The organism is Candidatus Pelagibacter bacterium nBUS_28 (assembly GCF_051200915.1).
Classification (GTDB): domain Bacteria; phylum Pseudomonadota; class Alphaproteobacteria; order Pelagibacterales; family Pelagibacteraceae; genus Pelagibacter.
Map to the genome: position 1 here is coordinate 61,695 of NZ_CP172844.1, position 26,033 is coordinate 87,727.

Annotated in this window: 31 protein-coding genes and 2 tRNA genes; 17 read left to right on the forward strand and 16 right to left on the reverse strand. The window is 29.9% G+C overall.

Annotation, left to right across the window (positions count from 1 at the left end; genetic code table 11):
• Positions 1-5 precede the first annotated feature (5 nt).
• From ACIJYC_RS00295 to rpmH, 6 genes are read right to left on the reverse strand one after another with little or no spacing between them, the layout of a single operon-like run.
• Complete coding sequence (locus ACIJYC_RS00295; RefSeq protein ID WP_435166460.1) at positions 6-677, reverse strand: pyrimidine 5'-nucleotidase; 672 nt, start codon at positions 675-677, stop codon at positions 6-8.
• Positions 674-1,540, reverse strand: coding sequence for an acetylglutamate kinase (gene argB / locus ACIJYC_RS00300; RefSeq protein WP_435166462.1), 867 nt, complete (start codon positions 1,538-1,540; stop codon positions 674-676). Before argB ends, ACIJYC_RS00295 begins: the two co-directional genes overlap by 4 nt.
• Positions 1,540-3,216: a membrane protein insertase YidC gene (gene yidC / locus ACIJYC_RS00305; RefSeq protein ID WP_435166465.1), complete on the reverse strand. Its 1,677-nt coding sequence runs from the start codon at positions 3,214-3,216 to the stop codon at positions 1,540-1,542. The genes argB and yidC overlap by 1 nt, the downstream gene beginning before the upstream one ends.
• Entirely contained in the window at positions 3,216-3,467 is a 252-nt protein-coding gene (gene yidD / locus ACIJYC_RS00310; protein WP_435166468.1) for a membrane protein insertion efficiency factor YidD, read from the reverse strand. Before yidD ends, yidC begins: the two co-directional genes overlap by 1 nt.
• Complete coding sequence (gene rnpA / locus ACIJYC_RS00315) at positions 3,467-3,808, reverse strand: ribonuclease P protein component (protein ID WP_435166470.1); 342 nt, start codon at positions 3,806-3,808, stop codon at positions 3,467-3,469. The genes yidD and rnpA overlap by 1 nt, the downstream gene beginning before the upstream one ends.
• 4 nt (positions 3,809-3,812) lie before the next feature.
• Positions 3,813-3,953, reverse strand: a complete 141-nt coding sequence (rpmH, locus tag ACIJYC_RS00320) for a 50S ribosomal protein L34 (protein ID WP_008545591.1) — start codon at positions 3,951-3,953, stop codon at positions 3,813-3,815.
• Between the two features lie 92 nt (positions 3,954-4,045).
• Here rpmH and ACIJYC_RS00325 point away from each other — a divergent pair, with 92 nt between their 5' ends.
• From ACIJYC_RS00325 to ACIJYC_RS00405, 17 genes are all read left to right on the forward strand, one after another.
• The gene (locus ACIJYC_RS00325; protein ID WP_435166472.1) at positions 4,046-4,768 is read left to right on the forward strand and encodes a TVP38/TMEM64 family protein; all 723 of its coding nucleotides are present in this window, start codon (positions 4,046-4,048) and stop codon (positions 4,766-4,768) included.
• 177 nt (positions 4,769-4,945) lie between these two features.
• A complete protein-coding gene (locus ACIJYC_RS00330) occupies positions 4,946-5,146 on the forward strand; it encodes a hypothetical protein (protein WP_028036218.1) in 201 nt (66 codons plus the stop codon).
• Between the two features lie 97 nt (positions 5,147-5,243).
• A complete protein-coding gene (gene dcd / locus ACIJYC_RS00335) occupies positions 5,244-5,798 on the forward strand; it encodes a dCTP deaminase (protein WP_435166474.1) in 555 nt (184 codons plus the stop codon).
• 2 nt (positions 5,799-5,800) lie between these two features.
• Positions 5,801-7,054, forward strand: a complete 1,254-nt coding sequence (gene murA / locus ACIJYC_RS00340) for a UDP-N-acetylglucosamine 1-carboxyvinyltransferase (RefSeq protein WP_435166477.1) — start codon at positions 5,801-5,803, stop codon at positions 7,052-7,054.
• Positions 7,054-7,452 carry a DUF2948 family protein gene (locus tag ACIJYC_RS00345; protein ID WP_435166479.1) on the forward strand — a complete coding sequence of 133 codons (399 nt, stop codon included), beginning with the start codon at positions 7,054-7,056 and terminating at the stop codon, positions 7,450-7,452. Before murA ends, ACIJYC_RS00345 begins: the two co-directional genes overlap by 1 nt.
• The gene (hisD, locus tag ACIJYC_RS00350; protein ID WP_435166482.1) at positions 7,452-8,735 is read left to right on the forward strand and encodes a histidinol dehydrogenase; all 1,284 of its coding nucleotides are present in this window, start codon (positions 7,452-7,454) and stop codon (positions 8,733-8,735) included. The genes ACIJYC_RS00345 and hisD overlap by 1 nt, the downstream gene beginning before the upstream one ends.
• Before the next feature lie 2 nt (positions 8,736-8,737).
• Positions 8,738-8,953 (forward strand): translation initiation factor IF-1, encoded by a 216-nt coding sequence (gene infA, locus ACIJYC_RS00355; protein ID WP_023649077.1) that lies wholly within the window; start codon positions 8,738-8,740, stop codon positions 8,951-8,953.
• Positions 8,954-8,958: 5 nt separating this feature from the next.
• Positions 8,959-9,033, forward strand: a tRNA-Phe gene (locus ACIJYC_RS00360).
• Positions 9,034-9,115: 82 nt separating this feature from the next.
• Entirely contained in the window at positions 9,116-9,328 is a 213-nt protein-coding gene (locus ACIJYC_RS00365; RefSeq protein ID WP_023649076.1) for a cold-shock protein, read from the forward strand.
• A 219-nt stretch (positions 9,329-9,547) separates the two neighbouring features.
• Positions 9,548-9,622 (forward strand) — tRNA-His (locus tag ACIJYC_RS00370).
• A 4-nt stretch (positions 9,623-9,626) separates the two neighbouring features.
• Positions 9,627-11,021 carry a histidine--tRNA ligase gene (gene hisS, locus ACIJYC_RS00375; protein ID WP_435166485.1) on the forward strand — a complete coding sequence of 465 codons (1,395 nt, stop codon included), beginning with the start codon at positions 9,627-9,629 and terminating at the stop codon, positions 11,019-11,021.
• Positions 10,999-12,051, forward strand: a complete 1,053-nt coding sequence (locus tag ACIJYC_RS00380) for an ATP phosphoribosyltransferase regulatory subunit (RefSeq protein WP_435166488.1) — start codon at positions 10,999-11,001, stop codon at positions 12,049-12,051. Before hisS ends, ACIJYC_RS00380 begins: the two co-directional genes overlap by 23 nt.
• A complete protein-coding gene (gene hisG, locus ACIJYC_RS00385; protein ID WP_435166491.1) occupies positions 12,051-12,743 on the forward strand; it encodes an ATP phosphoribosyltransferase in 693 nt (230 codons plus the stop codon). The genes ACIJYC_RS00380 and hisG overlap by 1 nt, the downstream gene beginning before the upstream one ends.
• Positions 12,744-12,922: 179 nt before the next feature.
• Positions 12,923-14,020, forward strand: coding sequence for a DNA recombination protein RmuC (locus ACIJYC_RS00390; protein ID WP_435166494.1), 1,098 nt, complete (start codon positions 12,923-12,925; stop codon positions 14,018-14,020).
• 37 nt (positions 14,021-14,057) lie between these two features.
• Positions 14,058-14,744, forward strand: coding sequence for a hypothetical protein (locus ACIJYC_RS00395; RefSeq protein ID WP_435166496.1), 687 nt, complete (start codon positions 14,058-14,060; stop codon positions 14,742-14,744).
• On the forward strand, positions 14,741-16,186 hold the full coding sequence (locus ACIJYC_RS00400; protein WP_435166499.1) for an exonuclease domain-containing protein: 1,446 nt from the start codon (positions 14,741-14,743) through the stop codon (positions 16,184-16,186). Before ACIJYC_RS00395 ends, ACIJYC_RS00400 begins: the two co-directional genes overlap by 4 nt.
• Positions 16,187-16,252: 66 nt before the next feature.
• A complete protein-coding gene (locus tag ACIJYC_RS00405; RefSeq protein ID WP_028036230.1) occupies positions 16,253-16,570 on the forward strand; it encodes a thioredoxin family protein in 318 nt (105 codons plus the stop codon).
• Here ACIJYC_RS00405 and ACIJYC_RS00410 read toward each other — a convergent pair.
• The 10 genes from ACIJYC_RS00410 to aroA are packed head-to-tail and all read right to left on the reverse strand — an operon-like array spanning position 16,567 to position 26,028.
• The gene (locus ACIJYC_RS00410; RefSeq protein WP_435166502.1) at positions 16,567-17,835 is read right to left on the reverse strand and encodes a bifunctional folylpolyglutamate synthase/dihydrofolate synthase; all 1,269 of its coding nucleotides are present in this window, start codon (positions 17,833-17,835) and stop codon (positions 16,567-16,569) included. The two genes, ACIJYC_RS00405 and ACIJYC_RS00410, sit on opposite strands and share 4 nt — an antisense overlap.
• On the reverse strand, positions 17,789-18,721 hold the full coding sequence (locus ACIJYC_RS00415; protein ID WP_435166505.1) for an acetyl-CoA carboxylase carboxyltransferase subunit beta: 933 nt from the start codon (positions 18,719-18,721) through the stop codon (positions 17,789-17,791). The genes ACIJYC_RS00410 and ACIJYC_RS00415 overlap by 47 nt, the downstream gene beginning before the upstream one ends.
• A gap of 1 nt (position 18,722) precedes the next feature.
• Positions 18,723-19,526, reverse strand: coding sequence for a tryptophan synthase subunit alpha (gene trpA, locus ACIJYC_RS00420; protein WP_435166508.1), 804 nt, complete (start codon positions 19,524-19,526; stop codon positions 18,723-18,725).
• Positions 19,519-20,712 (reverse strand): tryptophan synthase subunit beta, encoded by a 1,194-nt coding sequence (gene trpB / locus ACIJYC_RS00425; protein WP_435166511.1) that lies wholly within the window; start codon positions 20,710-20,712, stop codon positions 19,519-19,521. The genes trpA and trpB overlap by 8 nt, the downstream gene beginning before the upstream one ends.
• A gap of 9 nt (positions 20,713-20,721) precedes the next feature.
• Positions 20,722-21,345, reverse strand: a complete 624-nt coding sequence (locus ACIJYC_RS00430; RefSeq protein ID WP_435166514.1) for a phosphoribosylanthranilate isomerase — start codon at positions 21,343-21,345, stop codon at positions 20,722-20,724.
• The gene (gene pyrF / locus ACIJYC_RS00435; RefSeq protein ID WP_435166517.1) at positions 21,342-22,034 is read right to left on the reverse strand and encodes an orotidine-5'-phosphate decarboxylase; all 693 of its coding nucleotides are present in this window, start codon (positions 22,032-22,034) and stop codon (positions 21,342-21,344) included. Before pyrF ends, ACIJYC_RS00430 begins: the two co-directional genes overlap by 4 nt.
• Positions 22,024-22,314, reverse strand: coding sequence for an HU family DNA-binding protein (locus ACIJYC_RS00440; protein ID WP_435166520.1), 291 nt, complete (start codon positions 22,312-22,314; stop codon positions 22,024-22,026). The genes pyrF and ACIJYC_RS00440 overlap by 11 nt, the downstream gene beginning before the upstream one ends.
• A 14-nt stretch (positions 22,315-22,328) precedes the next feature.
• The gene (locus ACIJYC_RS00445) at positions 22,329-24,056 is read right to left on the reverse strand and encodes a S1 RNA-binding domain-containing protein (protein WP_435166523.1); all 1,728 of its coding nucleotides are present in this window, start codon (positions 24,054-24,056) and stop codon (positions 22,329-22,331) included.
• Complete coding sequence (cmk, locus tag ACIJYC_RS00450; protein WP_435166526.1) at positions 24,056-24,712, reverse strand: (d)CMP kinase; 657 nt, start codon at positions 24,710-24,712, stop codon at positions 24,056-24,058. Before cmk ends, ACIJYC_RS00445 begins: the two co-directional genes overlap by 1 nt.
• Complete coding sequence (gene aroA, locus ACIJYC_RS00455) at positions 24,712-26,028, reverse strand: 3-phosphoshikimate 1-carboxyvinyltransferase (protein WP_435166529.1); 1,317 nt, start codon at positions 26,026-26,028, stop codon at positions 24,712-24,714. The genes cmk and aroA overlap by 1 nt, the downstream gene beginning before the upstream one ends.
• Positions 26,029-26,033: the final 5 nt, after the last annotated feature.

Sequence of the window (26,033 nt, forward strand, 5' to 3'; positions counted from 1 at the left end):
TTAATTTATTTTACTTTTAATATATTAATTTCTTGAAGAAAAGAAGGCAAGCTCTTAATCTTGTAATCTATGTATGGTTTGTTCGAATCTTTTTTAGCGAAAGCCTCTTCATTTTCTAACCAACAAGTTTTCATTCCTAAATTCTTAGCCTGTTCTAAATTGTGGGCAATATCTTCAATTAAAATTGATTGATTTGGGTCTAAATCAAATTTTTTTATCAATTTTTGATATGGATCTAAGCGTGGTTTTGGAACATAATTTGCATCTGTGATATCAAAGGCTCCATCAAATAATCCATCAATACCAAGTTGCTTTGTAACGTTTTCAACATGGGCATGTGATCCATTAGTAAAAATAATTTTCTTTTCTTTTATCTTAATAAGCTCTTCTCTTAAAACTTCGTCCTTCGGCAACCAACTGATATCAATATCGTGAACAAATTCTAAAAATTCTTGTGGATCTATGTTGTCATGGTTCATTAAGCCGGAGAGTGTTGTTCCATATTCGTAAAAGTATTTTTTTTGAATTTCTTTTGCTTTTATAAGATCAACATTAAATTTTTCAGAGATAAAAGAAGACATTTTTTTATCAACCTCAGAAAAAACCTGAGTTTGACCACTATAAAGAGTGTTATCAAGATCAAATATCCAGTATTTTATATTAACTAAATCTTTCATTGTCTTATCAGTGTTCCTGATCCTTTATCAGATAATAGTTCAAAAAGAATAGAATGGTTTTTTCGACCATCAATAATTACAACACCTTTCACGCCATTGCTTGCAACGTCTAAACAATTATTAATTTTGGGGATCATTCCCCCAGTAATGGTTTCATTATCGATTAATTCTTTAATTGAAGTTGAATTAATTTCAGGAATTAGTTTTTGATTGTTATCTAGTACACCTTCGACATCACTCATAATAATTAATCTTCTTGCTTCAATTTTTTTTGCAATCGAACCAGCTGCTGTGTCTGCATTTATATTATAAGTTTGTTTATTTTTATCTAAGCCCAATGGTGCAATTACTGGAACTTTTTTATCATAAACAATTTTATCTATAATAGTTTTGTCAATTTTAGTTGGTGATCCTACAAATCCTAATTCATCATTTTCTTTCACTACACTAATAATATTATTTTTTTTAGAGTTAATTGTTTCACTATTACAAGATTGTTTTTCAAGGGCCTCAACTATTTCTTGATTAAATTCTATTAAAACATTCTCGACTACTTCAATTGTTTCTTTTCCTGTAACCCGAAGTCCTTTTATAAATTCACTATTAATTCCTAATTCATTTAATTTGTTGCTTATTCTTTTACCTCCACCATGAACAATTATAGGAATGAAACCCAACTTATTAAGTGTGGTAATATCTTTTATAAAAATATTGAATAAGTTTTGATCGACTAAAACACTTCCACCACATTTAATAACGATGTATTCGTCATTATATTTTTCTAAATATTTTTTTACTTCATCAATTGAGGGACCATCAAATGGTAGTATCTTTTTTAACTCTTCCTCTTTGACTTCCAACATTAAGTGGTTGTTTTAATAGTAGTTCTTTTCATAATGAACACTTGTTGAGCCATTGTTAAAATATTATTAACAGTCCAGTAAATTACTAATCCTGCAGGAAATGGTGCCAGTATTACTGTTAGGAAAAGTGGAAAGAACATAAATATTTTTGCCTGCATAGGATCTGTTGGTGCAGGATTTAGTTTTTGCTGAATAAACATTGATACACCCATTGCAATAGGCCAAGCACCAATCATTAAAAACGACGGAACATCATAAGGTAATAAGCCAAATAAATTGAAGAGTGATGTAGGATCTCTTTCAGATAAATCTTGTATCCATCCAAAAAATGGCATTTGTCTCATTTCAATTGTTACAAACAATACTTTGTATAGTGCAAAAAATACTGGAATTTGAACTAGTATAGGCAAACATCCAGACATAGGATTAACTTTCTCTTTTTTATAAAGAGCCATCATTTCTTGCTGTAATTTCATTTTGTCGTCTTTATGAAGCTCTTTAAGTCTTACCATCTCTGGCTGAAGAGCTTTCATTTTGGCCATACTTTTGAATGAAAAATTTGCTAGTGGGAAGAAGGCTAGTCTAATACAAAATGTAATAGCTATAATTGCAAGTCCATAGTTTCCTAATAATTTAAAGAAATAATCTATTCCGTGAAACAAAGGTTTTGTAATGAAATATAGAAATCCCCAATCAATTGCTAAATCAAATTTATCTATATTTAAAGACTCTGCGTATCCATCAATTACGTCTACTCTCTTAGCAGCTACTATTATTTGCAATTTATCTTCGATACTCGAGTTTCCTTTTAATTCCAGAGGTTCTGTGCCTACAAAATTAGCACGAAACTTTTCTTTATAATCAAATGTGGTCTTGAATTCTTTACCACTTGGTGGAATCAATGAGGTTATCCAAAATTTGTCTGAAATTCCAAGCCATCCCTTTTGAGAAGTTTTTGAAAATTTTTCTTCTTGAATATCATCATAATCTTCTTCAATTAATTCTTCATCTAATGTTGCTATTAAACCTTCATGAAGAATGTAAAAATTCGAAATATCTGGAATTTCTTTTCTGATAATTTGACCATAAGTGTAAAAATCGAACTCTTTTTTTGTTGGATTGATTACTTTTTGTTTAATTGTAAATAAAAATTTGTCATCTAAATTTATTTCTTTCTCAAAAGTAATTCCCTGATCGTTAGTCCAAGATAATCTAACTGGATATTGATTAGTTAGTTTATTATTTCCTGATACAGACCAAACCGAATTAGAGTTTGGAATATCAATATTTTTATCAGAAGTTATAAATCCACTCTCTATAAAATATCCATCTTTAGTATTTCTTGGTGTTAAAAGAGTAACTTTCTCATCACTATTTAAAGCTACATTATATTCTTTAAAGGTTAAGTCATCGATTGCAGCACCCTTTAAAGAAATCGAACCAACTATATTTTGATTTTCAAATTGAATTCTTTTATTTTGGTTTAAAGCCTCTTCTCTTGTAATTTCAGTTATAGTCTCTTTTTGATCCAAGCTAGGCGCATCTGAATTTTGTTCAGTTTTATTTTTTTCAGCTAAGTTCTCTTTTGTAATTGGGGGAGGTGCAAAAAATAAGCTATATAAAATAATAACTGCAGCAGATAAAGAAATAGCAGCAATAACGTTTTTAGTATCCATTATTTTTTAGCTCTCATTTCTTTTTTAACGGGATCAAAACCATCACCACCGCCTAAAAACTTTATAGGATGACATGATAGTATTCTCTTTAAGCTCATTAAACTTCCCTTGACTAAACCAAATTCTTTTAAAGCCTCAATACTGTATTCAGAACAAGTTGGTAAATATCTACAAGATTGACCTAGCAATGGACTAATAAGAAATTTATATCCTTTAATAAATTTAATTAAAATATTTGTGAAAATGTTCATTATTTAATTTTTTCTAAATCTTGAAATAGAGTTTCTTTTATATTTTTGTACTCATTGTTTAGCATAGTTGACTTAGCAATAACAAGATATGAATAGCTAAATTTTAATGTTATTTTTTTTACTGCTTCATTAACAATATTTCTTAATCTACGTTTAATTTTATTTCTTTTTACTGCATTTCCAATTTTCTTTTTGGTCACAAAACTAATATTAAGTTTGCTATCATCTTTGTTAGCTAGGCTGCCAAAAAAAATTGTAACATACTTGTTAGAAATTTTTTTTTGCTTTAGTAGATTTTTGAATTCCTCGTTTTTTGAAAGAGCAAGTATTTTGCTTTTCATTTATCTAGACTGATACTGTTAACGATTTTCTTCCTCTTGCTCTTCGTCTAGCCAAAAGTTTTTGTCCACCCTTAGTCTTCATTTTTGATCTAAAACCATGTTTTCTGGCTCGTTTAACGTTAGAGGGTTGGTATGTTCGCTTCATAAAATGTGGTTAAAATTTATTAATTTTCGCTCTTTATAGTAACTAAATATATAAATAGCAAATAGAAGATTATATAATTAGCATTGTATTTAATGGAAAAAGCTAAAAAAATTAAATTATTTGTAGGATTATTTTATCTTACAGCCATTTGTTTATTTTTATATTTTTTCTTTTCAAAATTTAGCCTCCAGGAAATAACTTCTTATGATTTTATTAGAGAAAATAGATCTTATTTTTTTGAACTTAAAAATTCAAATTTATTTTTACTATCAATAATTTTCCTAGGACTAACGATATTGTGGGTATTTCCATTTTTAGGATTTGGTTCACCTGTTGCACTGATGGGTGGATTTATTTTTGGAAAGTGGGTCGGGACATTGCTAGTTGTTTTAGGGTTAAGTGTTGGTGCAACTTTCATATATTTATTTGGTAATTATTTTTTAAAAGAATTAATTAGAGAAAAATTTTTAAATAAATTTCAAAATCTTGAGCAAAAATTTATAAAATCTGAATTTATTTATTTATTATTATATCGTTTTATAGGAGGATTACCTTGGCAGTTAAGCTGTCTTTTACCCACTCTTTTTAATGTAAAAGTAAATAATTTTTTCTTTGCAACTTTGATTGGAATTATACCTCAAATATTCTTAGCTGTTTCCATTGGCAGTGGCTTAGAAAAGGTTATCGATCAAAATTCAGAACTTCCAGGAATAACAGATATAATTTTTTCTGCAGATATTTATTTGCCTATTCTTGCTTTTTTTGGATTAATTGTTTTATCAATTTTTTTAAGAAAAATTTTCTACAAAAATTAATTTTGGTGCTCCCACCCTGTACTGACCAGGGAATTAGTCATTACCAATGACTTGATATACCATTTATCTATAGGAGCTTATGATCAAAATAATATTTACTGATAATAAAGCATTTTTTTCAAAATATTGCCTTAATTTTTTGATGAATATGCTTTATATCTACGTGAGGAAAATTTTATGGGAATTCATTACGATTATAAATCTACCAAAGGAAACAAGCTTATGGAGAAGCAAGCTAAAAGAGAGAAGAAGCTTGCTGAAAAAAAGGCTAAACGATTAGCTAAAGAAGGACCCAAAGAAGAGGAAGTTAAACCTAAAACATTAGATGCCTCTAAGCCTATAACTTTAGACTTTCTTACAAACCCAGATAAAGAATGAATTCTAAAGAAAAAAATGAGCGCTTAAGCTTAGCGCTAAGAAAAAATTTGAAAAAAAGAAAACTTTTCCAAAAAAAAACTAAGAAGAAAACTAAATAATGTCAGTTCTTTCAGATAAGTGGATTAGAAAAATGTCTAAAGAAAAAGATATGATTTCACCTTTTGAGGAAAAACAAGTCAGAGGGGACAGTATTTCTTATGGGCTATCATCATTTGGTTATGATGCTAGAGTTTCTGATGAGTTTAAAATTTTTACAAATGTGAACTCAGAGATTGTGGATCCAAAAAATTTTAAACCAACAAACTTTGTTACAAAAAATGTATCAGAATGTATTATTCCACCCAATTCATTCGTTTTAGCAAGAACAGTTGAAAAGTTTAAAATTCCAGATGATGTATTGGTTATTTGTCTTGGCAAATCTACTTATGCAAGATGTGGAATTATTGTAAATGTTACACCTTTAGAACCAGGTTGGGAAGGATATGTAACACTAGAATTTTCCAACACCACACCTTTACCTGCAAAAATATACGCAAATGAGGGTGTTGCACAGTTTGTCTTTTTAAAGGGAAATGAAAAACCAGAAGTTACATATGCGGATCGTGATGGAAAGTATATGGGTCAAACTGGGGTAACGTTACCTAAAGTTTAGTTATGCAAAAACTTGAAGTCTTTGGAGCAAACAAGCTCAAAGGGCAAATAAAAATATCAGGCTCTAAAAATGCATCTCTACCAATTTTGGCAGCAACTTTATTATCAAGAAAAAAAGTTTATCTAAAAAATTTGCCTAGAGTAAAAGATATTGAGACGATGGTTAATTTGTTGCAATCATTAGGATCCAAAATCAATTTTAATAAAAATGATTTAGTTATTGATAATAAAAAACAAAGCAAAAGTTTTGCATCTTATAGTTTAGTCAAAACCATGAGAGCAGGAATTTTAGTTCTTGGTCCTTTACTTGCAAAATTTGGTAAAGCAAAAGTATCTCTTCCAGGAGGTTGTGCAATTGGCACAAGACCTGTTGATATACATTTAAATGCTTTATCAAAGTTAGGCGTTAAGTATAAAATTATTCAAGGGTATGTTCATGCTACTGCATCCAAGGGATTAATTGGAAATAAAATTAAATTTTCAAAAATATCAGTTGGAGCCACTGAAAATTTAATAATTGCAGCAAGTTTTGCCAAAGGAACTACAATTTTAAATAACTGTGCAATTGAACCTGAAATAAAAGATTTAGTTAATTTTTTAAAAAGCATGGGATGCAATATCAAGTGGATTAGTAAGCGTTCAGTCAAAATTGAAGGAGTGTCTAAGGTTAATGAAACTACTTATCCGGTAATGTTTGATAGAATCGAGGCTGGAACTTATTTAATTGCAGCAGCTGTAACAGAGGGAGATCTAAAGATAAAAAATATAGTTTCTAAAATTATTCAAACTGAAATTAATGTATTAAAAAAAATAGGTGCAAAAATTAATGTTAAAAAAGACGAAATTCATATTACAGGTAATAAAAAAATTAAAAGTATGAATATAAAAACTGCTCCATATCCTGGTTTTCCAACTGATTTGCAGGCTCAAATGATGGTATTACTATGCAAAGCAAATAAACAGTCTTTAATCAAAGAGGATATTTTTGAAAACAGATTTATGCACGTAGCTGAATTAAATCGAATGGGTGCTAAAATTTCAACTGAAGGCAATAAGGCCAAAGTTACTGGTAATATTAATTTTGAATCAGCAGAATTGATGGCAACTGACTTAAGAGCTTCAGTTTCACTAATTCTTGCAGCCTTAACTGCAAAAGGAAAATCGGTTATTAATAGAATTTATCATCTTGATCGTGGATATGAAAATATTGAAAAGAAATTAAAAAAAGTTGGAGCAAAAATTAGAAGAGTTAATTAATGGATAAGAAATATTTAGCAAAAATTATAGCCTCTGATAATGAGGGCTTACAAATGATTTCAGCGTATAGCGCTGGGGCGAAAGTAAAAGTATCAGATATTAAATATCTGTCAGAAAACAAAGTTTTCTTGTTATCAATTGAAAGAACTAAAATCGAAACAGATCAAGAAGATAAGAAAATTAATAGTATTTGCAGGTTTGATTTTGTTGATAAAGTTAAATCCAAAAATATAGACCAAGACAATGAAGATTTAGTTTTAGAATTGATAGCAATGGATTATCTAAAAAATAAAGATGATTATGAGATTAATTTAATTTTCAGCAATAATGCTCACATTGCTTTGACTACAGAAACAATTGAAGTAAGACTAGAAGATCAGAGTGAAATTAAAGACTAATGAAAATATTAAATAGTAATAATAAAAATTTTGATAAAAATTTAGATAGCTCACTTTTGCAAAGAAAGAAAAAAGTACAATCAAATTCAGTTTCAGTTTCAAGTATTATTAAAGATGTCAGAAAAAATGGAGACAAAGCTTTAGTAAAATATGAAAAAAAATTTAATCAAAATACTATAATTATTCCGTCTCAAAAACAGATTTCTAATTCAATAAAATCACTAGATAAAAAAGTAAAGCAAGCAATTGATATTGCTTATAATAGAATTTGTAAATTTCACTCACTTCAAAAATTTAAAAACATCTCTTATGTCGATAAATATAAAAATAAACTTGAATATAAATACATACCCTTAGAGTCTGTTGCAATTTATGTACCTGGTTCAACAGCCTCATATCCCTCAAGTGTATTAATGAATGCTATTCCAGCAATTGTTGCTGGAGTTAAAAGAATTGTGATGATTAATCCGGGATTTAAAGGAAAACAAAATCCAGCAGTATTATATGCAGCGCATAAGTGTAAAATTAAAGAGATATATTCAATAGGGGGCCCTTCAGCGATAGCAGCTGTAGCTTATGGAACAAAAAAAATTAATAAAGTTAATAAAATAGTAGGCCCTGGTAATGCTTATGTGGCTGCTGCTAAAAAAGAAGTTTTTGGCGATGTTGGAATTGAAGGGATGACTGCAGGACCTTCTGAAGTCACTATTGTTTGTGATAAATTTTCAAACCCAGAATGGGTTGCAAGTGATTTAATAGGACAAGCAGAACATGATAATCTTGCTCAATGTATTTTAATTTCAAAAGACAAAACTTTAATAGATAAAGTTCAAAATGAAATTGTTAATCAATTAAAGGAAATTTCACGATCTTCTATAGCGAAAAAAAGCTTATCCAGTAATGGAATTTTAATGCACATTAGTTCTGATAAGAAAATAATTGATGTTGTAAATAAAATAGCTCCTGAACACTTGGAACTGAATCTAAAAAATTACAAATCATTTATACCAAAAATTAAAAATGCAGGATCTATTTGTTTAGGAAAATATGCTGTTATGGCAATGACTGACTATAATGTTGGCTCAAACCATATATTACCAACAAATGGTTCAGCTAAATATTCAAGTGGAGTAAGTGTAAATGAATTTTATAAACGGATTTCCTATATAAACTTATCTAAAAAGGGTATTGAAAGTCTTGGTCCTTCAGTTATAACACTTGCAAATTATGAGGGATTAGCAGGACATGCTCAATCTATAAAAAAAAGAATTAGGAGAAAATAAAATTGTCTAAACAAGATTTGCTTGAATTTAAAGGAAAGGTCATGGACTTACTTCCAAATGCAATGTTTAGAGTTAAGCTAGAGAATGGGCATACGGTTACAGCTCATACTGCTGGTAAGTTGAGAAAAAACAGAATTAGAGTATTGCAAGGCGATAACGTGACAGTCGAAATGACACCTTACGACCTTACAAAAGGCAGAATAATCTTTAGGGGTTAATTTTTGCCTCGGTAGCTCAGGAGTAGAGCAGAGCCCTGAAAAGGCTTGTGTCGGAGGTGCGAATCCTTCCCGAGGCACCACCACCCACTTTTCATCTTGAAATAATTAAAAAATCAAATTAGCATTATGGAACAATAAACAACATAAGGACTGAGAAATAAGATGAGCACACTAACTGGTAAAATTAAATGGTATAATGGTAAAAAAGGCTATGGTTTCATCGAAAGAGATGACAAAGAAAAAGATGCCTTTGTGCATGCGTCAGCAGTTAAAGAAGCTGGCATGAGATATCTAAATGAGGGGGACAAACTAGAATTTTCATTAGAGGACGGTCCAAAAGGTCCTTCTGCAGTTAATCTAAAAAAAATAGATTAATTCAAAATATTTCAAAGGGTGTTAAATCTACAAAAGATTAACGTCCTTTATTTTTACTTGAATAATGACAATTATTGTCTAAAAGACTGCCCATGATTATAGATATTACATACAGAGAGACTTCAAGAAGCACTCATAGAATCTGTTTCCATAGCCTGTAGGCTATTTATTTATAATATAATTTTTAATCCACACAAAAATAATATAAAAACAAGGAATGCCTGGGTGGTGTAACGGTTAGCACGAAAGTTTGTGGAACTTTAAGTTTGAGTTCGATTCTCAGCCCGGGTACCAAAAAATGAATAAAGAAAATAAATTAGTACCTGGATTACCTTCAGGTTTTGAAGATCGTTGGGATAAAAAACTTCTTCTCAAAAAAAAGCTATTAAAAGCAATTGAGAATAATTTTATTAAGTTTGGAGCAGAGGCTCTTGAAACCCCTTCGTTTGAAATTAGTGAAAACATAGGATCTTTTTTAGCAGAAGACGATAGCAATCCTATGTCTGATGTATTTTCATTTCAAGATGGTGAAAAAAGCATTACCCTTAGATATGATTTATCCAGTCCATTAGCAAGATTTGTTGCACAAAACAATCAAGAGCTCCCTTCAATATTTAAAAGATATGCAATCCAAAATGTATTTCGTAACGAAAAAGCCGGAAATGGTCGTTACAGAGAATTTATGCAAGCCGACTTTGATATCGTTGGAAATGTTAATCCAGCCCAAGCGAACGCTGAACTTTGTAACTTAATTTCGAGCACATTATCAGATTGTGGATTAAACAAAGATCAATTCACTATCAATGTAAGTAATAGAAAAATAGTTCAAGGATTAATTGATGAATTAAAAATTTCTGAAGAAAAACAAATTAAGGTTATCCGAGCGATTGATAAATTAGATAAACCTGGGTTTGGTTTGAAAGGAGTTGAAGACTTATTAAAAAAAGAAAGAAAAGATCAAAGTGGTGCTGTTACTAAAGGAGCAGATCTATCTGATGATCAAGCAGCACAAATATTAAATTTTTTAAAAATAAAAGATTTAAAAGAATTAAAAGAAACTCTAAAAAATCCATTATCCCTAGAAGGAATAAGTGAACTAGAAAATGTATTTGAAATTCTTGGATATGGATCAAATTTAAATCAAGTTAAGACGAATTTTACAATAGTAAGAGGCTTGGCTTATTATTCTGACTTTATTGTAGAGACTAATTTAAATTTCAAAGTCACAAACAATAAAGGAAAAGAAGTAGATATTGGAAGCATATGCTCAGGGGGAGCTTATGCAAAATTAATATCAAGATTTAGAGGAGTAGATATTCCAGGAACGGGAATAAGTTTTGGTGTAGACAGATTATTATTTGCTTTAATGCAATTAGATCAAGTTAAAATAGAAGATCAAAAACCTGTTTTAGTTTGCGTCATGGATCAAAAGTATTTGAAAAATTATTATGAATTAGTTGATCTATTAAGGGATAATAATATTAATGCTGAAATCTTTTTAGATAGTAAAAAAAATCTAGGCAAACAATTAACCTTTGCAAATAAACGTGAATTACCAGCTGCAGTTATTTGTGGGGAAAACGAGTTTAATGATAACACAGTTACTATTAAAAACCTTAAAGGTGTTAAGGGTGAAAACAATCAAACAATTCCAAAAGCTGATTTAATTAATGAAATCAAAAAACTTATCTGAAAATATCCTTAGATCGGTCAAATCTAAAGGATTTAAGTATATCGATTTACCTTCAGTAATTGAGGCTAATCATATTGTTCAAAGATCAGGTGAAAACTTTAGGAAATTTATATTTTCTTTTATCGATCAAAATGGAAGTGAGCTTTGCCTAAGACCAGACTTAACCATTGCATCATGTCTTAGATATTTAGAGAACAACTTTAAAGGAAAAGAGAAGATATTTTATAGTGGTCAGGCTTACCGAAAATCACAAAATAAAAAAGACTCTATAATAAGAGATCAAGTAGGTTTTGAGATCATAGGATCCAAAGATGAGAAGAATGATGATAAAGAAATTATTAATACCTCTTTAAAATCACTTCAAAATATTAAATATACATCAGGCACATTAACAATTGGCAATGTTGAAATCTTTAATTTGTTAATTTCAAAACTAGATATCCCGAAGCGTTGGAAGTTAAGATTATCAAGACATTTTTGGAGAGAGAAATATTTTAATGATCTATTGAAAAGATTAGAAACCAATTCAGATGTAGATCCGACCATTGTTGAGATTGATAAGAAACGATATTTCAAAATGTTAAAAGAAGATCTATCTAAAGTTATTGCAGGAAGGTCAATTGATGAAATTTTAAAAAGATTTGATAATAAAATTAGAGATCCAAGAGGAACCAAAAAAGGAGAAAATGTATCAAAGATTATTAAAGAGTTTTTAAAGATTAAATGTCCAATTAATAAAGCCGCAAGTGAGCTAAATAAGTTTTTTAAAAAGAATAAGATTAATTTAATAGTTGATCAGAAATATTTTCCAGTCTCTGAAAATAAAATCTCAAAATTAAATGTAGTATTCTCTGCTTCATTTGGAAGACAATTAGAATATTATACAGGCATGGTATTTAAAATTGATATCAATTCTAAATCAAAAAATAGAAACATAATTAATGGTGGAAGATACGATAAATTAATTTCAGATCTTGGGGCCAAAAATCAAGTAGCAGCAGTTGGAGCTGCTTTAAATTTAAATTACTAATGAAAAAAAATATAATTAATATTGGTATTCCAAGTAAAGGTAGACTTCGAAAAGATATTCTAAAGATATTTAAAAAAAATAAATTAAATCTAGTTTCTGAGCGTGGTGAAAGAGATTTATTAGGATCTATAAAACAATTAAAAAATGTTAAAGTTCTATATCTTCATGCAAGAGAGATAGTTGAAAGACTTGGAGATGGTTCACTAGATCTTGGTTTTTCAGGATATGATTTATTAAAAGAGAGTGAAGTAAATATCCAAAATAAAATTAATGTATCTAAAAGATATGATTTTGGAAAAGCAACGTTGGTTGTTGCAATTCCTGATCCATGGATCGATGTTCAAACAGTTGCAGATTTAGAGGAAATCGCATTTGAATTTAAAGATAAAAAGAAAAAAAGATTAAGAGTTGCAACTAAATATCCAAATTTGACTAGAGAATTTTTATTCTCAAAAGGAGTTACCCAATTTAAGTTAGTTGGAAGTTTGGGGGCTACTGAGGCTTATCCCTTTACAGGATCAAGTGAAATTATCACTGATATAACCTCAACTGGTGAGACTTTAAAAGCTAATAATCTTCGTATTTTAAAGGATGGAGAAATATTAAAATCAGAGGCATGTATGATGACATCAAAATCATCTGTAAAAAAACCAGAAGTTAAGAAACTAGTTAAACTACTTTCTAAGAATTAAATCTTTCCAATAAATTAAAATAATCTTAATAATATCAAGGTTTCTAGCAACTGCATAAAGCGCAACTATTATCCCTATTATAAATATAATTTTTAATATTAAGAATAATTCCATCAGATAAGTTTTAAATAATTCAATATATTAATCATATTTTTACTATAAAATATATTATTAGAATCATGGATATAATCTTAATTGTTTTATTAGTTTTATTAATAGGGATTGCTTCATCAATTCTTTATTTAAATCTAAAATCCAAGCCTAAGGATGATAATGAGAATAAAGAGGCTGAGGAGATTGCTAACTTAAAGACTGAAATACAGAATTTAAAAGATACTCTTAATAATACTATTAATACGTCACTGGGTTCAATGTCGACCTCATTTAATAATTTATCTACAGGGGTTACAAAAGATATGACTGAGGCCTTAACCAAAGTAGATGAAAAAGTTGGAAATTTTAACCAGCAAGTTCAATTATTAAATCAAAGCCAAGAAGGGATCACTAAAATTTTAGCAGGAGTTAAAAAATATGGAACCCTCGCTGAGTTTAGCTTAGATGCTTTGATTAAAGACTTATTACCTGCTTCTCAATTCATGACTAACGTTAAGATGAAGGAAGATACCAGTGAAAATGTTGAATTTGCAATCAAACTTCAAGGTGATGTTTTGGTTCCTGTTGATAGTCATTTTCCAGTGGAAAAATTTAAAGCAATTACCGATGGTCATGACGCGCAAGATAAAAAGGCTGTTGCAGATGCTAGAGCAAAATTGGCTACTGCTTTTAAAGCTAAAGCTAAAAGTGTTAATGAAAAATATATTGTTCCACCAAAAACTACAGATTTTGCAATTGTATACGCTCCAACTGAGAGTTTATATAAAGAATTAACTGAATACCAAGATCCAAGTACTAAAGAATTGTTAACCCAAGAACTAATGAAAAAACATAAAGTTGTAATCTGTGGCCCAAATACTCTTTCAGCTTACTTGCAATCTCTTCATATGGGATTTCAATCTTTAAAGGTTCAAAAAGGGGCAACAGAAATTTATAATCATTTAAAAACAATAAGTTCAAGATTTGGAAAACACTTTGATAATATAATCTCTCTTAGAAAAAAATTAGAAGAAGCTATGTCTGTTGTGGATAAGTTTGGAACAGACGCAAGATCAATTACTAGAACTCTTGAAAGTATCAAAGATCCTGAACAACTTGAAAAAGCAGTCCAAACAGAAAATGTAGAAAAATTTGTTGATCGTTCAAAACAAGCAAATAATTAATTTCTTTTTTTATAAAATAGCGAATATAAGAAATCACATGGAGTGGAATAATAAATATATTTATCCAAAATCTACCAGATCAATAGTAGATGGCTCAAGGCATTACTCTATAAATGAAGAACGCTTACCATCAGTGACAACAATTTTAAAAGCAACTGAGTCTGAGGAAAAAAAAGCATCTCTTCAAGCTTGGAAGCAAAGAGTAGGTCATAAGCAAGCAGCAATTATTACTCAAGAAGCAAGCAGTAGAGGTAGTTCGATGCATGAATACTTGGAAAAATTTTTACTTGGTAAGTTAAATTTAGATTTATTGGGAGACAATACTAGAGAGCGAATGATGGCTGACCAGATTATTGAAAATGGTTTAAGAAATAAATTGGATGAGATTTGGGGCTGTGAGGCAACATTATATTATCCCGGAAAGTATGCAGGAGCTGCTGACTGTGTGGGAATTTATGAAAATAAAGAGACAATTATCGATTTTAAACAAAGCAACAAACCCAAAAAAGATGAATGGATTGATGATTATTATTTGCAATGTAGCGCTTATGCTTTAGCCCATAACACTGTACATGGATCTAATATTACTCAAGCAGTCATATTGCTATGCACAAAAGATAATATGTTTCAAAGGTTTTTAATAGATGGTGAAAGATTAAAAGATTATCAAAATAAATTTTTAGAAAAAGTTGAACAATTTTATGCACAAAGGAGAGCAAATTGAATTACGTAGTATGGGATATTGAAACAGATTCTGCTCAAACAGATTGGGCAACTATTATTGAAATAGGTGGAATATTATTAGACGAAAACTTTAGAGAATTAGAGCGTTTTCAAGCAAGATGTAGACTACCCCAAGATAGAGTTCCAAGTGCTACCGCTCTTTGTATTAATAAATCAAATGTCGATTTATTGACTAAAGGTAATCTAAGTCATTACGAAATGTTAACTCAGGTGGAACAAAAATTTAGAGAATGGTCACCTGCAACCTTTTTAGGTTATTCAAGTATCAACTTTGATGATGAAGTAATTAGAAAAGAATTTTTTAAATCTTTAAGAAAGCCATATTTGACAAATACGGAGGGAAATGTTCGCCATGATGCTTTAAATATTGTTAGAGCAGCATTTGCTATAGATGATGATGTTTTAAAGACAGAATTAAATCCTAAAGGAAATAAATCTATGAAACTAGAGTCTTTAGCAAGATTAAATGGTTTTGAATCTGCTGGAGCACACTCTGCATTATTTGATACAGAGCTTACTGTTAAGGTTTTAGATTTAATTAAACAAAAACAGCCAACACTTTGGCAAGAATATTTTAAAACAAGTAGTAAAGTAATTGTTGAGAACATGGTTAAGCAAGAAAAAATATTTACATTAAATGAGTATTTTTATGGAACAAGTCGATTATATTTATGTGCTCCACTTCACCCAAATGCTTGTATGCATCCAGTGTATAAATGGGGTCAAGCAGTAGATCTTAGAGTTGATATTGAGGCCATTCAAAAATTAAACTATGAAGATTTAAAAAAAGAGATGAAAAAATCTCCTAAGTTTTTAAGAACTATTAGATCAAATAAAGCTCCAATAATTTTAGATCCAAGTTTTGGAATGAAAGTAGAACCTTATAATAAACTTGATCCAAACTTGATTAAAAAAAGAGCAGAATTAGTCAAATCTAATGAAAAGTTTTCACAAGATATTTGTAATATTTTAAGAGAAGCTGCTGAGGAGAAAATGGAAACCTCTTCACAAGAAGATATAGAGCCAGAAGAGTCTATTTATTCTGGAGGATTTACCTCTGCTAAAGATCAAGCTTTATTTCCTAAATTCCATACAGTGGATTGGAAAGAAAAGTTTGCACTATTAGATAAATTTGAAGATGAAAGATTGGTTACTTTTGGTCATGGATTGATATTTAATGAGGCACCTGAAATTCTACCAAAAGAAATTCATAAAAAAATTAAACGACGTATAGCTTCAAGAATATTGAGTACTAATAAGGAGAAATGGTGGACAATTTCTGCTTTTTATTCAGAGTGCGATGAGATTAGAGAAAATGAAGATAAGATGTTCTCCTTTAAAACAGTAGATGAAAAGCTTAAATTTCTTGATGGAATTAATGATTATGTGATGAATCTAGAGCAAAAGTATTCAGACGCATAATTTAATAAATCAAAAAAATTTATTTTTGCCCATTGAATAATCAATTGAATCAATTATATCAGTAATATGCTTAATGATTTTAAAGACGACGATTTTGATAGTAAAATAAAAAACGAAGATATTTCAGTTATCCAGTTCAGTGCTGCTTGGTGTGGACCTTGCAAAGCTCTTGTTCCAGTAATGACTAAGCTTTCAGACGAATATAAAGATAAAGCTGGTTTCTATTACGCAGACATCGAAGATGGTGGAATTAATACTGGAAGTGCAGCAGGAATTAGAGGTGTACCGACAGTTATCATCTACAAAAAAGGTGTTGAAGTAGATAGAAAAGTTGGTGGAGTTCCTGAAAGCCACATGAAAGAATTTTTAGATAAAAATATCTAATTTAAATTCAATACTTCCCCAGCAAGATAAAGAGATCCAGTAATAAGTATTATGTCGTTTTCCTTAATTGGAATTGATTTAATAGCTTCTTCTACACTTTCTTTGTAGTTAACGTTTTTAAAACCATTAAGTTTATCTTTTAGTTCTTTACCTTTAATTGAATTAGGTTGATTGGGGATATCAATAGTGGTCAAGGTTGTAACATCCTTAAAGTAACTCATATATTCATTATGATCTTTGTTAGCCATCATCCCAAGAATAATATGTTTGTTACAATTTAAACTTTCCAAGTATTCATTTAACACTTTTGCACCTAAAGGATTATGAGATCCATCAACAAAAAGCTGATGATCTTTAATAAGCTCTTTAAGGTTGCCAGATTTAATCTCTTGTAATCTTGCAATACTATTTATTTTTGTAATTCCTTTTTGAATGTGATCATCTTTTATATCAAATTCCTTTAAAGTTCTTAGAGTTGCTATAGCTGTCGAAACATTCACTAACTGAAATTGACCTTTTACATTTGGCAATGATAGTTTTATTCCTCCAAATTGATCTTCATAATAAAAGAAATCATTTTCTTTCAAAGTAAAACTATAATTTTCATTATGAAAATATTTATCTGAACTATTATTTGAGATTGTTTTTTTAATACTATCTGTAATTTTTTTATTACTTTGTTTAGCAACAATAATATTTGAATTTAAAAGAGTTGAAGTTTTCTCATAGATAATTTTTTCAACAGTACGTTCGTTCTCTGGCAACCAATCTAAATGATCAAGTCCAATAGAGGTTACTATACTTGCTAGATTATTCTTTAAGATATTAGTGGCGTCAAACCTATGAAATAGGCCAGTTTCTATTAAATTTATATTGTCTGGATATTGAGAAGCTTTTAAAAAATAAGCTGCAGTTAGTATTTCAAAAAAGGTAATAGGTTCATTATTGTTAGCGCTTTCAATTTCTTCAAATAATTTTGCTAATTCTTCATCTTTAAGTTGCTCATTATTAAAAACAAACCTTTCATTGATACTTTTAATATGAGGACTTGTGTAGATATTACATTTTATATTTGCTTCTTTTAAAATAGCAAACATTGCTTGGATTGTTGAATACTTACCGTTTGTGCCAACAATTGAAATGGCCTTAAGTTTATCTTGAGGGTTGCCTAATCTTTTACAGAGATCTTGAATACGATCTAAACTTAGATCTATTTCTTTAGGATGCAGCTCTTGTAAGCGACTTACTATCTTCTGAAGTTTCATTTTGTTCAGAGCTTATAACAGAATTTTGTTTTAACAATATTGATAATAAAGTTCCTATTTTTGATACAAGATCTTTACGCTCAACAATTAGATCGACAAAACCTGTTTTTTCAACATATTCACTTTTTTGAAATCCTTCAGGCAATTCCTCTTTAACAGTTCCTTGAATAACTCTAGCACCTGCAAAAGCTATTAAGGCACCTGGTTCTGCAATATGAATATCACCCAACATTGCATAAGAAGCTGTAATACCGCCCGCTGTAGGATCGGTGATGCATACTAAATAAGGCAAACCATTTTTCTTTAATTCATTAATTGCAAGAGTTGTTCTGGTCATTTGGGACAATGAAATTAAACTTTCCATCATTCTCATTCCACCACCAGCACTAATACATATAAAAGGAGTTCTATTTTCTATAGCATGTTGAATGCCATATAAAAAAGCTTCTCCCTCAGCTGCAGCCATTGAAGCACCTAGAAAGTCAAAGTCTGATGCAACTGCTGTTATCTTGATATTGTTGATAGCTCCACAAGCAACCATCATTCCACATTCCATACCCGTTTTTTTACGTGCACTTTTTAATCTATCTTTATAAGATTTAGAGTCGGTCCAGTTTAAAGGATCATCTTTTGGAATAGGGGTTTTAAATACTTCATAATTATTTTTACCAAATAAAATATCAAATCTTTGGCTAGGCTTTATTCGGTGATGCTTGTTACAATCAGGGCAAACCCATAAGTTTTGCTCTAAATCTTTTTTTAGAATGGGACCTCTACAACAACTAGTCCAATCACTTTTTGCAATATCTTCTTTCGAAGCTCTTTCATGTAAAGCAGTTTTGATCTTCTCTCCTGCCTTGATTATTTTAGTTATCCAATTGACCATATTAATTTAATTCTTCTGTAAAATTTTTTACTAAATTGCCTAAACTTTGTGGTAAATCTTTGTTCTTAATATTATCTTGAATATATTTCACAAATGCTGATCCAACAATAACGCCATTACAACCACTATTTGCCATTTTTTTAGCATCTTTAGGACTTTTAATTCCAAATCCAGAACAAATAGGGATGTCGGTTAAATTTCTGATTCTTTTTACAAAATTTGTAACATCAGTTTCGTTTGCTGATTTAACTCCTGTTACACCCGAAACATTGACCTGGTACAAAAATCCAGAGGCTATATTAACAATATCCTTTAGTCTGTTATCATTGGTGGTAGGAGCAGCTAGTTTAATAAGTGATAATCCGTTTTTATTTAGAGCATCCCTTAGTTGATTTTCTTCTTTCAACTCATGAGGGGCATCCACAACTAAAACAGCATCAGCGCCTGACACTTTAATATCGTCTACAAAGTTTGAAATAGGATACTTGTATAAATTAGCAATATAGCCCATCAATACAATTCCCACATCTTGATTATAATCTCTTATATCCCTAACTAGTTTAATAATATCATTAAGATTATGTCCATTATTCAATACATGGTCATGAGCAGCTTTAATTATAGGTCCTTCTGCACTTGCTTCAGATGTGCAATAGCCAATTTCTAATATAGACACCCCATTATCAATTGCTTGCTTGATCAACTCTAAACTTATTTCTGGAGTTGGGTAGCAGCCTACAAAATAAGATACTAATTTTGTTTTAGGAGTAGGTGATTTAAAAATTTTATCTAATCTTTTACTCAAAATCTTTACCAATGTGTTCTTGAATTGTGTCCAAATCTTTTTCACCTCTGCCGCATAGGCTAAGACATATGATGTAATCTTTAGGCTTATCTTTTGCTTGTCTAAAAATGATTTCAGCAGCACCTGCCATAGGTTCTAAGGCTGAACAAATTCCTTCTGTTTGAGCAATCATTTTATAGGCATCTAACATTTCTTGATCAGTTGCAGATGAGTAGCTAACAGCTTTTTGATCTTTTAAATATGAATGCATAGGTCCAACTGAAAAATATGTTATTCCAGCACCCAAACTCATTCCACCTAAAGATTTAGCACCATCATCAGTTTGCAACATATAAGTTTTCATACCTTGCATAATTCCAGGCGTACCATTTGATAATGCAGCAGTTTCTGCTGCTTCAACTCCTATTTTTTTAACATTAGGTTCATCTAAGAATTCGTAAATAGCTCCTGCAAAATTTGAGCCACCTCCAACACATCCCACAATCATATCTGGAATTTTTCCTTCCTGTTCCATTGATTGTTCTCTTATTTCTTTTCCAATAATACTTTGAGCGAATGCAACTAGTTTAGGAAAGGGTGCTGATGAAACAGCAGACCCACATATGTAAGCATAATCTGGATTACTAGACCAAATTTTAATTGCGGATGTAATAGCTTCTTTAAGAGTGCCAGGAACTGTTTCTAATTTTGCACCATAATGTTTTGCTTTGATGATATTTTGATTAACTCTCTTTACATCAACGTCACCCATTACACCTATTAAAGGCATATTGAATTTTGCAGCGACGGCAGCTGTTGCACTATAATGTTGTCCAGCTCCAGACTCACAAATTAAATGAGTTTTACCCATTCTTTTTGCAAGCAAGACCTGAAATAAACTGTTATTAATTTTATGACTTCCAGTATGATTTAAATGTTCTTGCTTAAATAAAATTTTTGCACCACCTAATTTTTTTGTTAGATTTTCTGCATAATACAATGGTGAAGGTCTTCCAATGTAGTGTTTACAATAATAAGCATATTCATCTAAAAATTCCTTATCTTTAACAGCTTCTTCAAACCCTTTACTTAATTCATGAAGTGCTGGCATAAGTGTTTCGCCAACTGCCATTCCACCCATAGCAGTGTCACCTTCGCCGTAATAACCTAATTCATCTGGACCTGTTTTTAACGAATTTTTTGTCATAGATAATTTTTAAGAACTTATATTATGGACTGTATTTAAAAACTTATCAATTTTATTTATATCCTTAATACCTTTTTCAGACTCTAAATTGCCACTGACATCTATCAAAAAAGGCTTATCTTTAAAATTATTTAAATCATCAGTTTTGATGTCACCTGCAACCATAATTGGCTTTGAACTATTTATATTCTCTAAAAAATTATGATTAAAAGACTCAGTTTTTTCATAACCTTTAGAGTCAAAAAGCAATATGTCTGAAATATCTTCAAAATTTTTGTACTTATTAATGTCATCCTGATTAGAAACTGTAAGAGCTGAAATAATCTTTTTATTATACTTTTGCTTAATTTTTTTTATTTCTTCAGGTGTGTGGTCATAAATTTGATAATAATCAAATGGAAGAAATTTAATTTTTTCTAAAATATCTTCATCAGGCTTTACTAATACTGCTACATAATTAGATTTTTTTTTATCTAAAGCTAAAAGTTTTTTTAACTTTTCAAACTCAACATATCTTGAACTTTTTTTATAATTACAAATGAAACCAATAAATTGAGATGGATATGGATGATTAACTATAAAATTAAGAGTATCGAGATCTGAGATCCCACAGATTTTAGATCCCTTGATCATTTATTTAAGTGGTCAATTAATCTTTGAGTATTATTTCTAATATTTCCTTTAATTAACGATCTTCCCATTACAATTCCAGATACATTATTCTTAAAAGCATCATTAGGGGTCATTACTCTTGATTGATCGTTAGCGCTATCTCCAGGCAATCTTATTCCAGGAGTGACAATAAATAATTTTTTATATTTTTTTCTAATCATTTTAGCTTCTTGTGCAGAGCAAACTATACCATCACAGCCTGATTTTTTTATTAGACCAGCTTGTTTTAATACTAGTTGCTCCACAGATTTTGTATGTCCTATTTCTTTAAGAGATTTATTATTAAGACTTGTAAGAATTGTAACTCCAAGTACTTTTAAATCTTTACGGATTGATCTAGCTTTCTTTTTTATGGCTTTCAACATATCCAGGCCACCATTTGCATGAACAGTTATATATTTACATTTTTTAAGATCTTTTAAGCTGTCTAATGCAGATAATGCTGTTTGTGGAATATCGTTAATTTTTAAATCTAGCCAAAAGTCTTTTTTAAAATTTTCTAAAAATTTTCTTCCATTTTTTGAATAAAAAAATTGTAGACCAAATTTTGGAACAACTTTAAGTTTATTCGTCTGGGTTTGTTTTATGATTTTTTTTATTTCACTTAAATTAGAAGTATCACAAGCAACAAAAATGTTTTTATGTTTCATCGTTTAATTTTTTAAACAAGTCTTTTGACATTTTAAAGTGAATTGTTTTTTTTTCTGGTGTGTTTACTTTTTCGCCTGTTTTAGGGTTTCTTGAAATTCGAGCTTTTTGGATATTGGTTGAAAATACTCCAAAACCCCTTAGTTCAACTCGATCACCTCTTTTAAGGGCGCGTTTAATTTCACTTAAAATTATATTGGTAAATTTTTCTAGGTCTTTTTTTAGAAAATTAGGATAGTTTACGGAGAGTTGTTTTAAAAGCTTTGATTTTACAATAGCCAATTTAAATCTTCTGTTTACTCTTTTTCTTCTTCTTTTTTCTTTAAATCTTCAGAAAGTGATGAGAAAGGTAAGTTTTTACCAGATCCTTCAGATCCATATTTATCTAAAGCTTCTTTTTTCTCAATTTCTTCTAACAGTTTAATACTTAAAACTACTTTTCTCTTATCTACCTGAATTTCTTTTATGGCTACATCAACTTTTTCACCACCTGTCCATCTTGACGGTCGGGCATCTGCTGCATTTATAGCAATTTCTGATTTTTTAATTTGAAAATCCATTTCACAATTTTCAGGTCTCACAGTTAAACTTTTGTTATCTGTAGATATAACTTTAACAGTAATAGTTTGATTTTTTTCCTTATCATTAAAATAATCAAAAGGATCTGCTTGAGTTTGTCTTAAGCCAACTCTAATTTTTTGTTCTGAAGCTTTGACTTCAAGCACTTTAACTTTAATTTTATCACCTTTTTTATACTTCTCTAATTCTTCTTCACCATTGTTAAGATAAGTTAAATCATTGCAGTGCAAAAATGCATCAACATCTAAGTCTTCAACTTTAACAAATAGCGAGTACTCGTTTTTATTAACTACTTCACCTTCAACAATTGTTCCAACAGGATATTTTGTTTCAAATGTTTCAAACGGATTGTCTTGAGTTAATCTATGTGAAATTGCGACACGTCTTTTATCTTTATCGATCTCAGTAATTATGCAGTCAATCTCATCTCCGACTTTAAACATTTTTTTGGCTGAAATGTTTTTCTTAGTCCAACTTAGTTCACTTGAGTGAAGTAGTGTTGTAAGTCCCGGCTCTAATTCACAGAATGCACCAAAGTCCATTAATTTTACAACTTTAACTTTATAAATTTTATTTAATTCATAGTTTTCAATATGTTCAAAAGGATCTGGAGATAGTTGTTTTACTGAACAACCAACTTGCAGCTTCTCTTTATCGACAGTAATCACTTTTAAATCGTGTTTTTCACCAATGTTAAAAACTTCATCGGGATGATTAACTCTTGAATAAGAAATTTCTTGTAAGTGAACTAAAACATCAAGCTCACCATTAACGTTAAAGAAACATCCAAAAGAACTATAGCCTTTAACCTCAGCTCCCTTGATGATATCTCCAACTTTATATTTTTCAATAATTTTTGCTTTATCTTCTTTTTTGAATGATGAAATTATTTCTCTTCTTGAAACACAAGCATTTCCTCTAACCTTGTCTAATTTTATTAACGCGAATTTCTGTGGTTCTCCCATAAGGTGTGAGATGTCCTTTAGAGGTTTGTCACTAATTTGTGATCCAGGTAAAAACATAAGAGAGCCAGTATCGATGTGTTCAACAATACATCCACCTTTACATTTTGAAGTAATTTTACCCATAATTGGTTCATTTTTCTCATAAGCTTCAACAAGCTTGTCCCAACCTTTAATTTTTTGAGCTTTGCTAGCAGAAACTAGCACTTCACCATGTTTGTCTTCAATTTTTTCTAATAATACTGGAATAGTTTCACCAACTTTTATTTTTTCACCAAGACCCATGCTTTTTAATTCATTCACATCAAGCACTGGTTCACTTTTTAAGCCCTCAACAAATAAGAAAACAAATTTTTCAGTAATCTTGTTAATCTTACCTTCTATGATTTTACCTTCTTCAATTTGGATTTTAGAGAGCTGGCTATTTAGTAATTTTTCGAATTCTTGTGACGCTGGATTTGAAAGGTCTTTGTATATTTCCATTAAGTATTAATTTTCCTGTCTATAATTTTTTTTATTTTTAAAAAACACGCTCTTTTAGTAAGTTTCGATGTATTTAGCAACACTGAATCTTTAGTTTTCTTAAGAGGTGCTGTTTTTCTATTATAGTCACTTTTATCACGTTTTTGGATACTTTTTAGCACTTCTTTAAAGGAAATTTCCTTCCTCAAACTTTTAAGCTCTTTATACCTTCTCAGCGCTCTTATTTTTACATTTGCCGTAATGAAGAATTTAAAATCAGCATCTGGTACAATATTGTAAGTAATATCCCTTCCATCAAGACAAGACCCTTTGTAGTTTTTTGGAGGATTATAGGCAAAATTTAGTTGAAATGAATGAACAAGTTTCCTTGTACTTTTCACTTTTGATATAATTGATGCTTCGGTCCCAACTTCATCTGATAGTAAGGCTTTATTAGCAAGATTTTTTACTTTGAGAGTTTTAATTTTATATTTGATAAAGTTTTGATTAAATTTTTTTGGAAATTTAATTTTTAGATAAGCAATCATTCTATAAATTTTTCCTGTATCTAAATAAAAAAGATTGTAATGTTTAGAAATCGCTTTTGCTAATGTTCCAGCTCCAGCGGCAGCAGGAGAATCGATTGCAATTTTAATAATATTTTTTCTTTTTATCATTATTTTTTTAAACTATTTACTATATCTAGGAATGTTGGAAAGGAAGTTTTAATAGAGTCTTTATCATGAATATTCCATGTTCCACCAAATACTGAGGCTGCGATTACACTAGCCATGAAAACTCGATGATCTTTTAGGTAATCTTTAATAACAATCTTTTTATTAATCTTTAAATTAGGGTTACCAAATATTTTTATGGAGCTAACAGTTGTTATTGTTTTAATTCCCATTTTATTCAATATTTTTGCACCCCATTTTAATCTAGGACTTTCCTTTTGGTTAAGTTCACCAATGTCTTTAAAGTATGAAACTCCATTCGCTTTAGCTGCAACTAAAAAAATTATTAAAAATTCGTCAATGGCACCACTGTTTAGTTTAGGGGGACAATTAATTGGTTTCAATTTTTTCGTACTTGTAATTGAAATATCAGCTAGGAGCTCACCTTTATAATTCTTTTTATTTTTAAACTGGATATTAACACCCATCTTCTTTAAAATAGTAATTATGCCAATTCTAGATGGATTGATGTTTACATTTTTAATCAATAATTTTGAATTAGTAGATAGTGCTGTTAAGACGATAAAAAAAGCACCTGAGCTGATGTCTGATGGTATCTTATAATTTAAAGGTTTTATTTTTCTAGCTTTTTCTACTTCTATTAAATCATAGTTTTTTTTCTTTTTCACTTTTAAAGGTAACTTTAAGTATTTACATAAAAGCTCAGTGTGATTCCTGCTTGGTTTCGCTTTGATAAAAGTTTTGCCTTCCGTTTTTAAGCCTGCTAAAATAATGCTACTTTTAACTTGGGCTGAGCCCTTACTCTCCAAATAATTAATTGGAAATGGTTTTTCAATTCCTTTTATTCTTAAGGGCAATCCTTTATTTGTTAGTTTGATATCCGCACCAAATTTTTTTAAGGGCTCTGCTATTCTATTAAAATCTCTTTTAGATAAACTTTTATCACCAATAATTTTTATTGTATGAGGTGTATCAATTAACAGACCCATAATTAATCTTCCTAAAGTTCCTGAATTTTCTGAATTAATTGTTATATTTTTTTTGTATTTGTAGCCACCTTGTCCATTGCCAATGATTGTGCAATTATTTTTATTTAATTTTACTTGTGCCCCTAACTTTTTAACTGCATTAATCGCAGCCAAAACATCTTCAGATAAAAGTAAATTATAAGCTTTTGACTTACCCTTTGCTATTGAGGAAAACAAAACCCATCTTATACTTAGGCTTTTATCTCCAGAAACAGTTATACTTTTATTAAAGTCTTCAATTTTATTTTTTACGGTGATTTGATTGGCCATTAAAT

Bases quoted from the DNA above. Each gene is read 5' to 3' on its own strand.
- hisG (WP_435166491.1), top strand. From the start codon at position 12,051: ATGAAAAAAAATATAATTAATATTGGTATTCCAAGTAAAGGTAGACTT.
- rpmH (WP_008545591.1), bottom strand. From the start codon at position 3,953: ATGAAGCGAACATACCAACCCTCTAACGTTAAACGAGCCAGAAAACAT.
- argB (WP_435166462.1), bottom strand. From the start codon at position 1,540: ATGTTGGAAGTCAAAGAGGAAGAGTTAAAAAAGATACTACCATTTGAT.
- ACIJYC_RS00295 (WP_435166460.1), bottom strand. From the start codon at position 677: ATGAAAGATTTAGTTAATATAAAATACTGGATATTTGATCTTGATAAC.
- hisD (WP_435166482.1), top strand. From the start codon at position 7,452: ATGAAAATATTAAATAGTAATAATAAAAATTTTGATAAAAATTTAGAT.
- aroA (WP_435166529.1), bottom strand. From the start codon at position 26,028: ATGGCCAATCAAATCACCGTAAAAAATAAAATTGAAGACTTTAATAAA.
- ACIJYC_RS00365 (WP_023649076.1), top strand. From the start codon at position 9,116: ATGAGCACACTAACTGGTAAAATTAAATGGTATAATGGTAAAAAAGGC.
- ACIJYC_RS00345 (WP_435166479.1), top strand. From the start codon at position 7,054: ATGGATAAGAAATATTTAGCAAAAATTATAGCCTCTGATAATGAGGGC.
- ACIJYC_RS00415 (WP_435166505.1), bottom strand. From the start codon at position 18,721: ATGGTCAATTGGATAACTAAAATAATCAAGGCAGGAGAGAAGATCAAA.
- ACIJYC_RS00395 (WP_435166496.1), top strand. From the start codon at position 14,058: ATGGAGTGGAATAATAAATATATTTATCCAAAATCTACCAGATCAATA.
- yidD (WP_435166468.1), bottom strand. From the start codon at position 3,467: ATGAACATTTTCACAAATATTTTAATTAAATTTATTAAAGGATATAAA.
- ACIJYC_RS00325 (WP_435166472.1), top strand. From the start codon at position 4,046: ATGGAAAAAGCTAAAAAAATTAAATTATTTGTAGGATTATTTTATCTT.
- yidC (WP_435166465.1), bottom strand. From the start codon at position 3,216: ATGGATACTAAAAACGTTATTGCTGCTATTTCTTTATCTGCTGCAGTT.
- rnpA (WP_435166470.1), bottom strand. From the start codon at position 3,808: ATGAAAAGCAAAATACTTGCTCTTTCAAAAAACGAGGAATTCAAAAAT.
- hisS (WP_435166485.1), top strand. From the start codon at position 9,627: ATGAATAAAGAAAATAAATTAGTACCTGGATTACCTTCAGGTTTTGAA.
- dcd (WP_435166474.1), top strand. From the start codon at position 5,244: ATGTCAGTTCTTTCAGATAAGTGGATTAGAAAAATGTCTAAAGAAAAA.
- murA (WP_435166477.1), top strand. From the start codon at position 5,801: ATGCAAAAACTTGAAGTCTTTGGAGCAAACAAGCTCAAAGGGCAAATA.
- cmk (WP_435166526.1), bottom strand. From the start codon at position 24,712: ATGATAAAAAGAAAAAATATTATTAAAATTGCAATCGATTCTCCTGCT.
- ACIJYC_RS00430 (WP_435166514.1), bottom strand. From the start codon at position 21,345: ATGATCAAGGGATCTAAAATCTGTGGGATCTCAGATCTCGATACTCTT.
- ACIJYC_RS00390 (WP_435166494.1), top strand. From the start codon at position 12,923: ATGGATATAATCTTAATTGTTTTATTAGTTTTATTAATAGGGATTGCT.
- ACIJYC_RS00380 (WP_435166488.1), top strand. From the start codon at position 10,999: ATGAAATCAAAAAACTTATCTGAAAATATCCTTAGATCGGTCAAATCT.
- pyrF (WP_435166517.1), bottom strand. From the start codon at position 22,034: ATGAAACATAAAAACATTTTTGTTGCTTGTGATACTTCTAATTTAAGT.
- ACIJYC_RS00410 (WP_435166502.1), bottom strand. From the start codon at position 17,835: ATGAAACTTCAGAAGATAGTAAGTCGCTTACAAGAGCTGCATCCTAAA.
- ACIJYC_RS00445 (WP_435166523.1), bottom strand. From the start codon at position 24,056: ATGGAAATATACAAAGACCTTTCAAATCCAGCGTCACAAGAATTCGAA.
- trpB (WP_435166511.1), bottom strand. From the start codon at position 20,712: ATGACAAAAAATTCGTTAAAAACAGGTCCAGATGAATTAGGTTATTAC.
- ACIJYC_RS00330 (WP_028036218.1), top strand. From the start codon at position 4,946: ATGGGAATTCATTACGATTATAAATCTACCAAAGGAAACAAGCTTATG.
- ACIJYC_RS00405 (WP_028036230.1), top strand. From the start codon at position 16,253: ATGCTTAATGATTTTAAAGACGACGATTTTGATAGTAAAATAAAAAAC.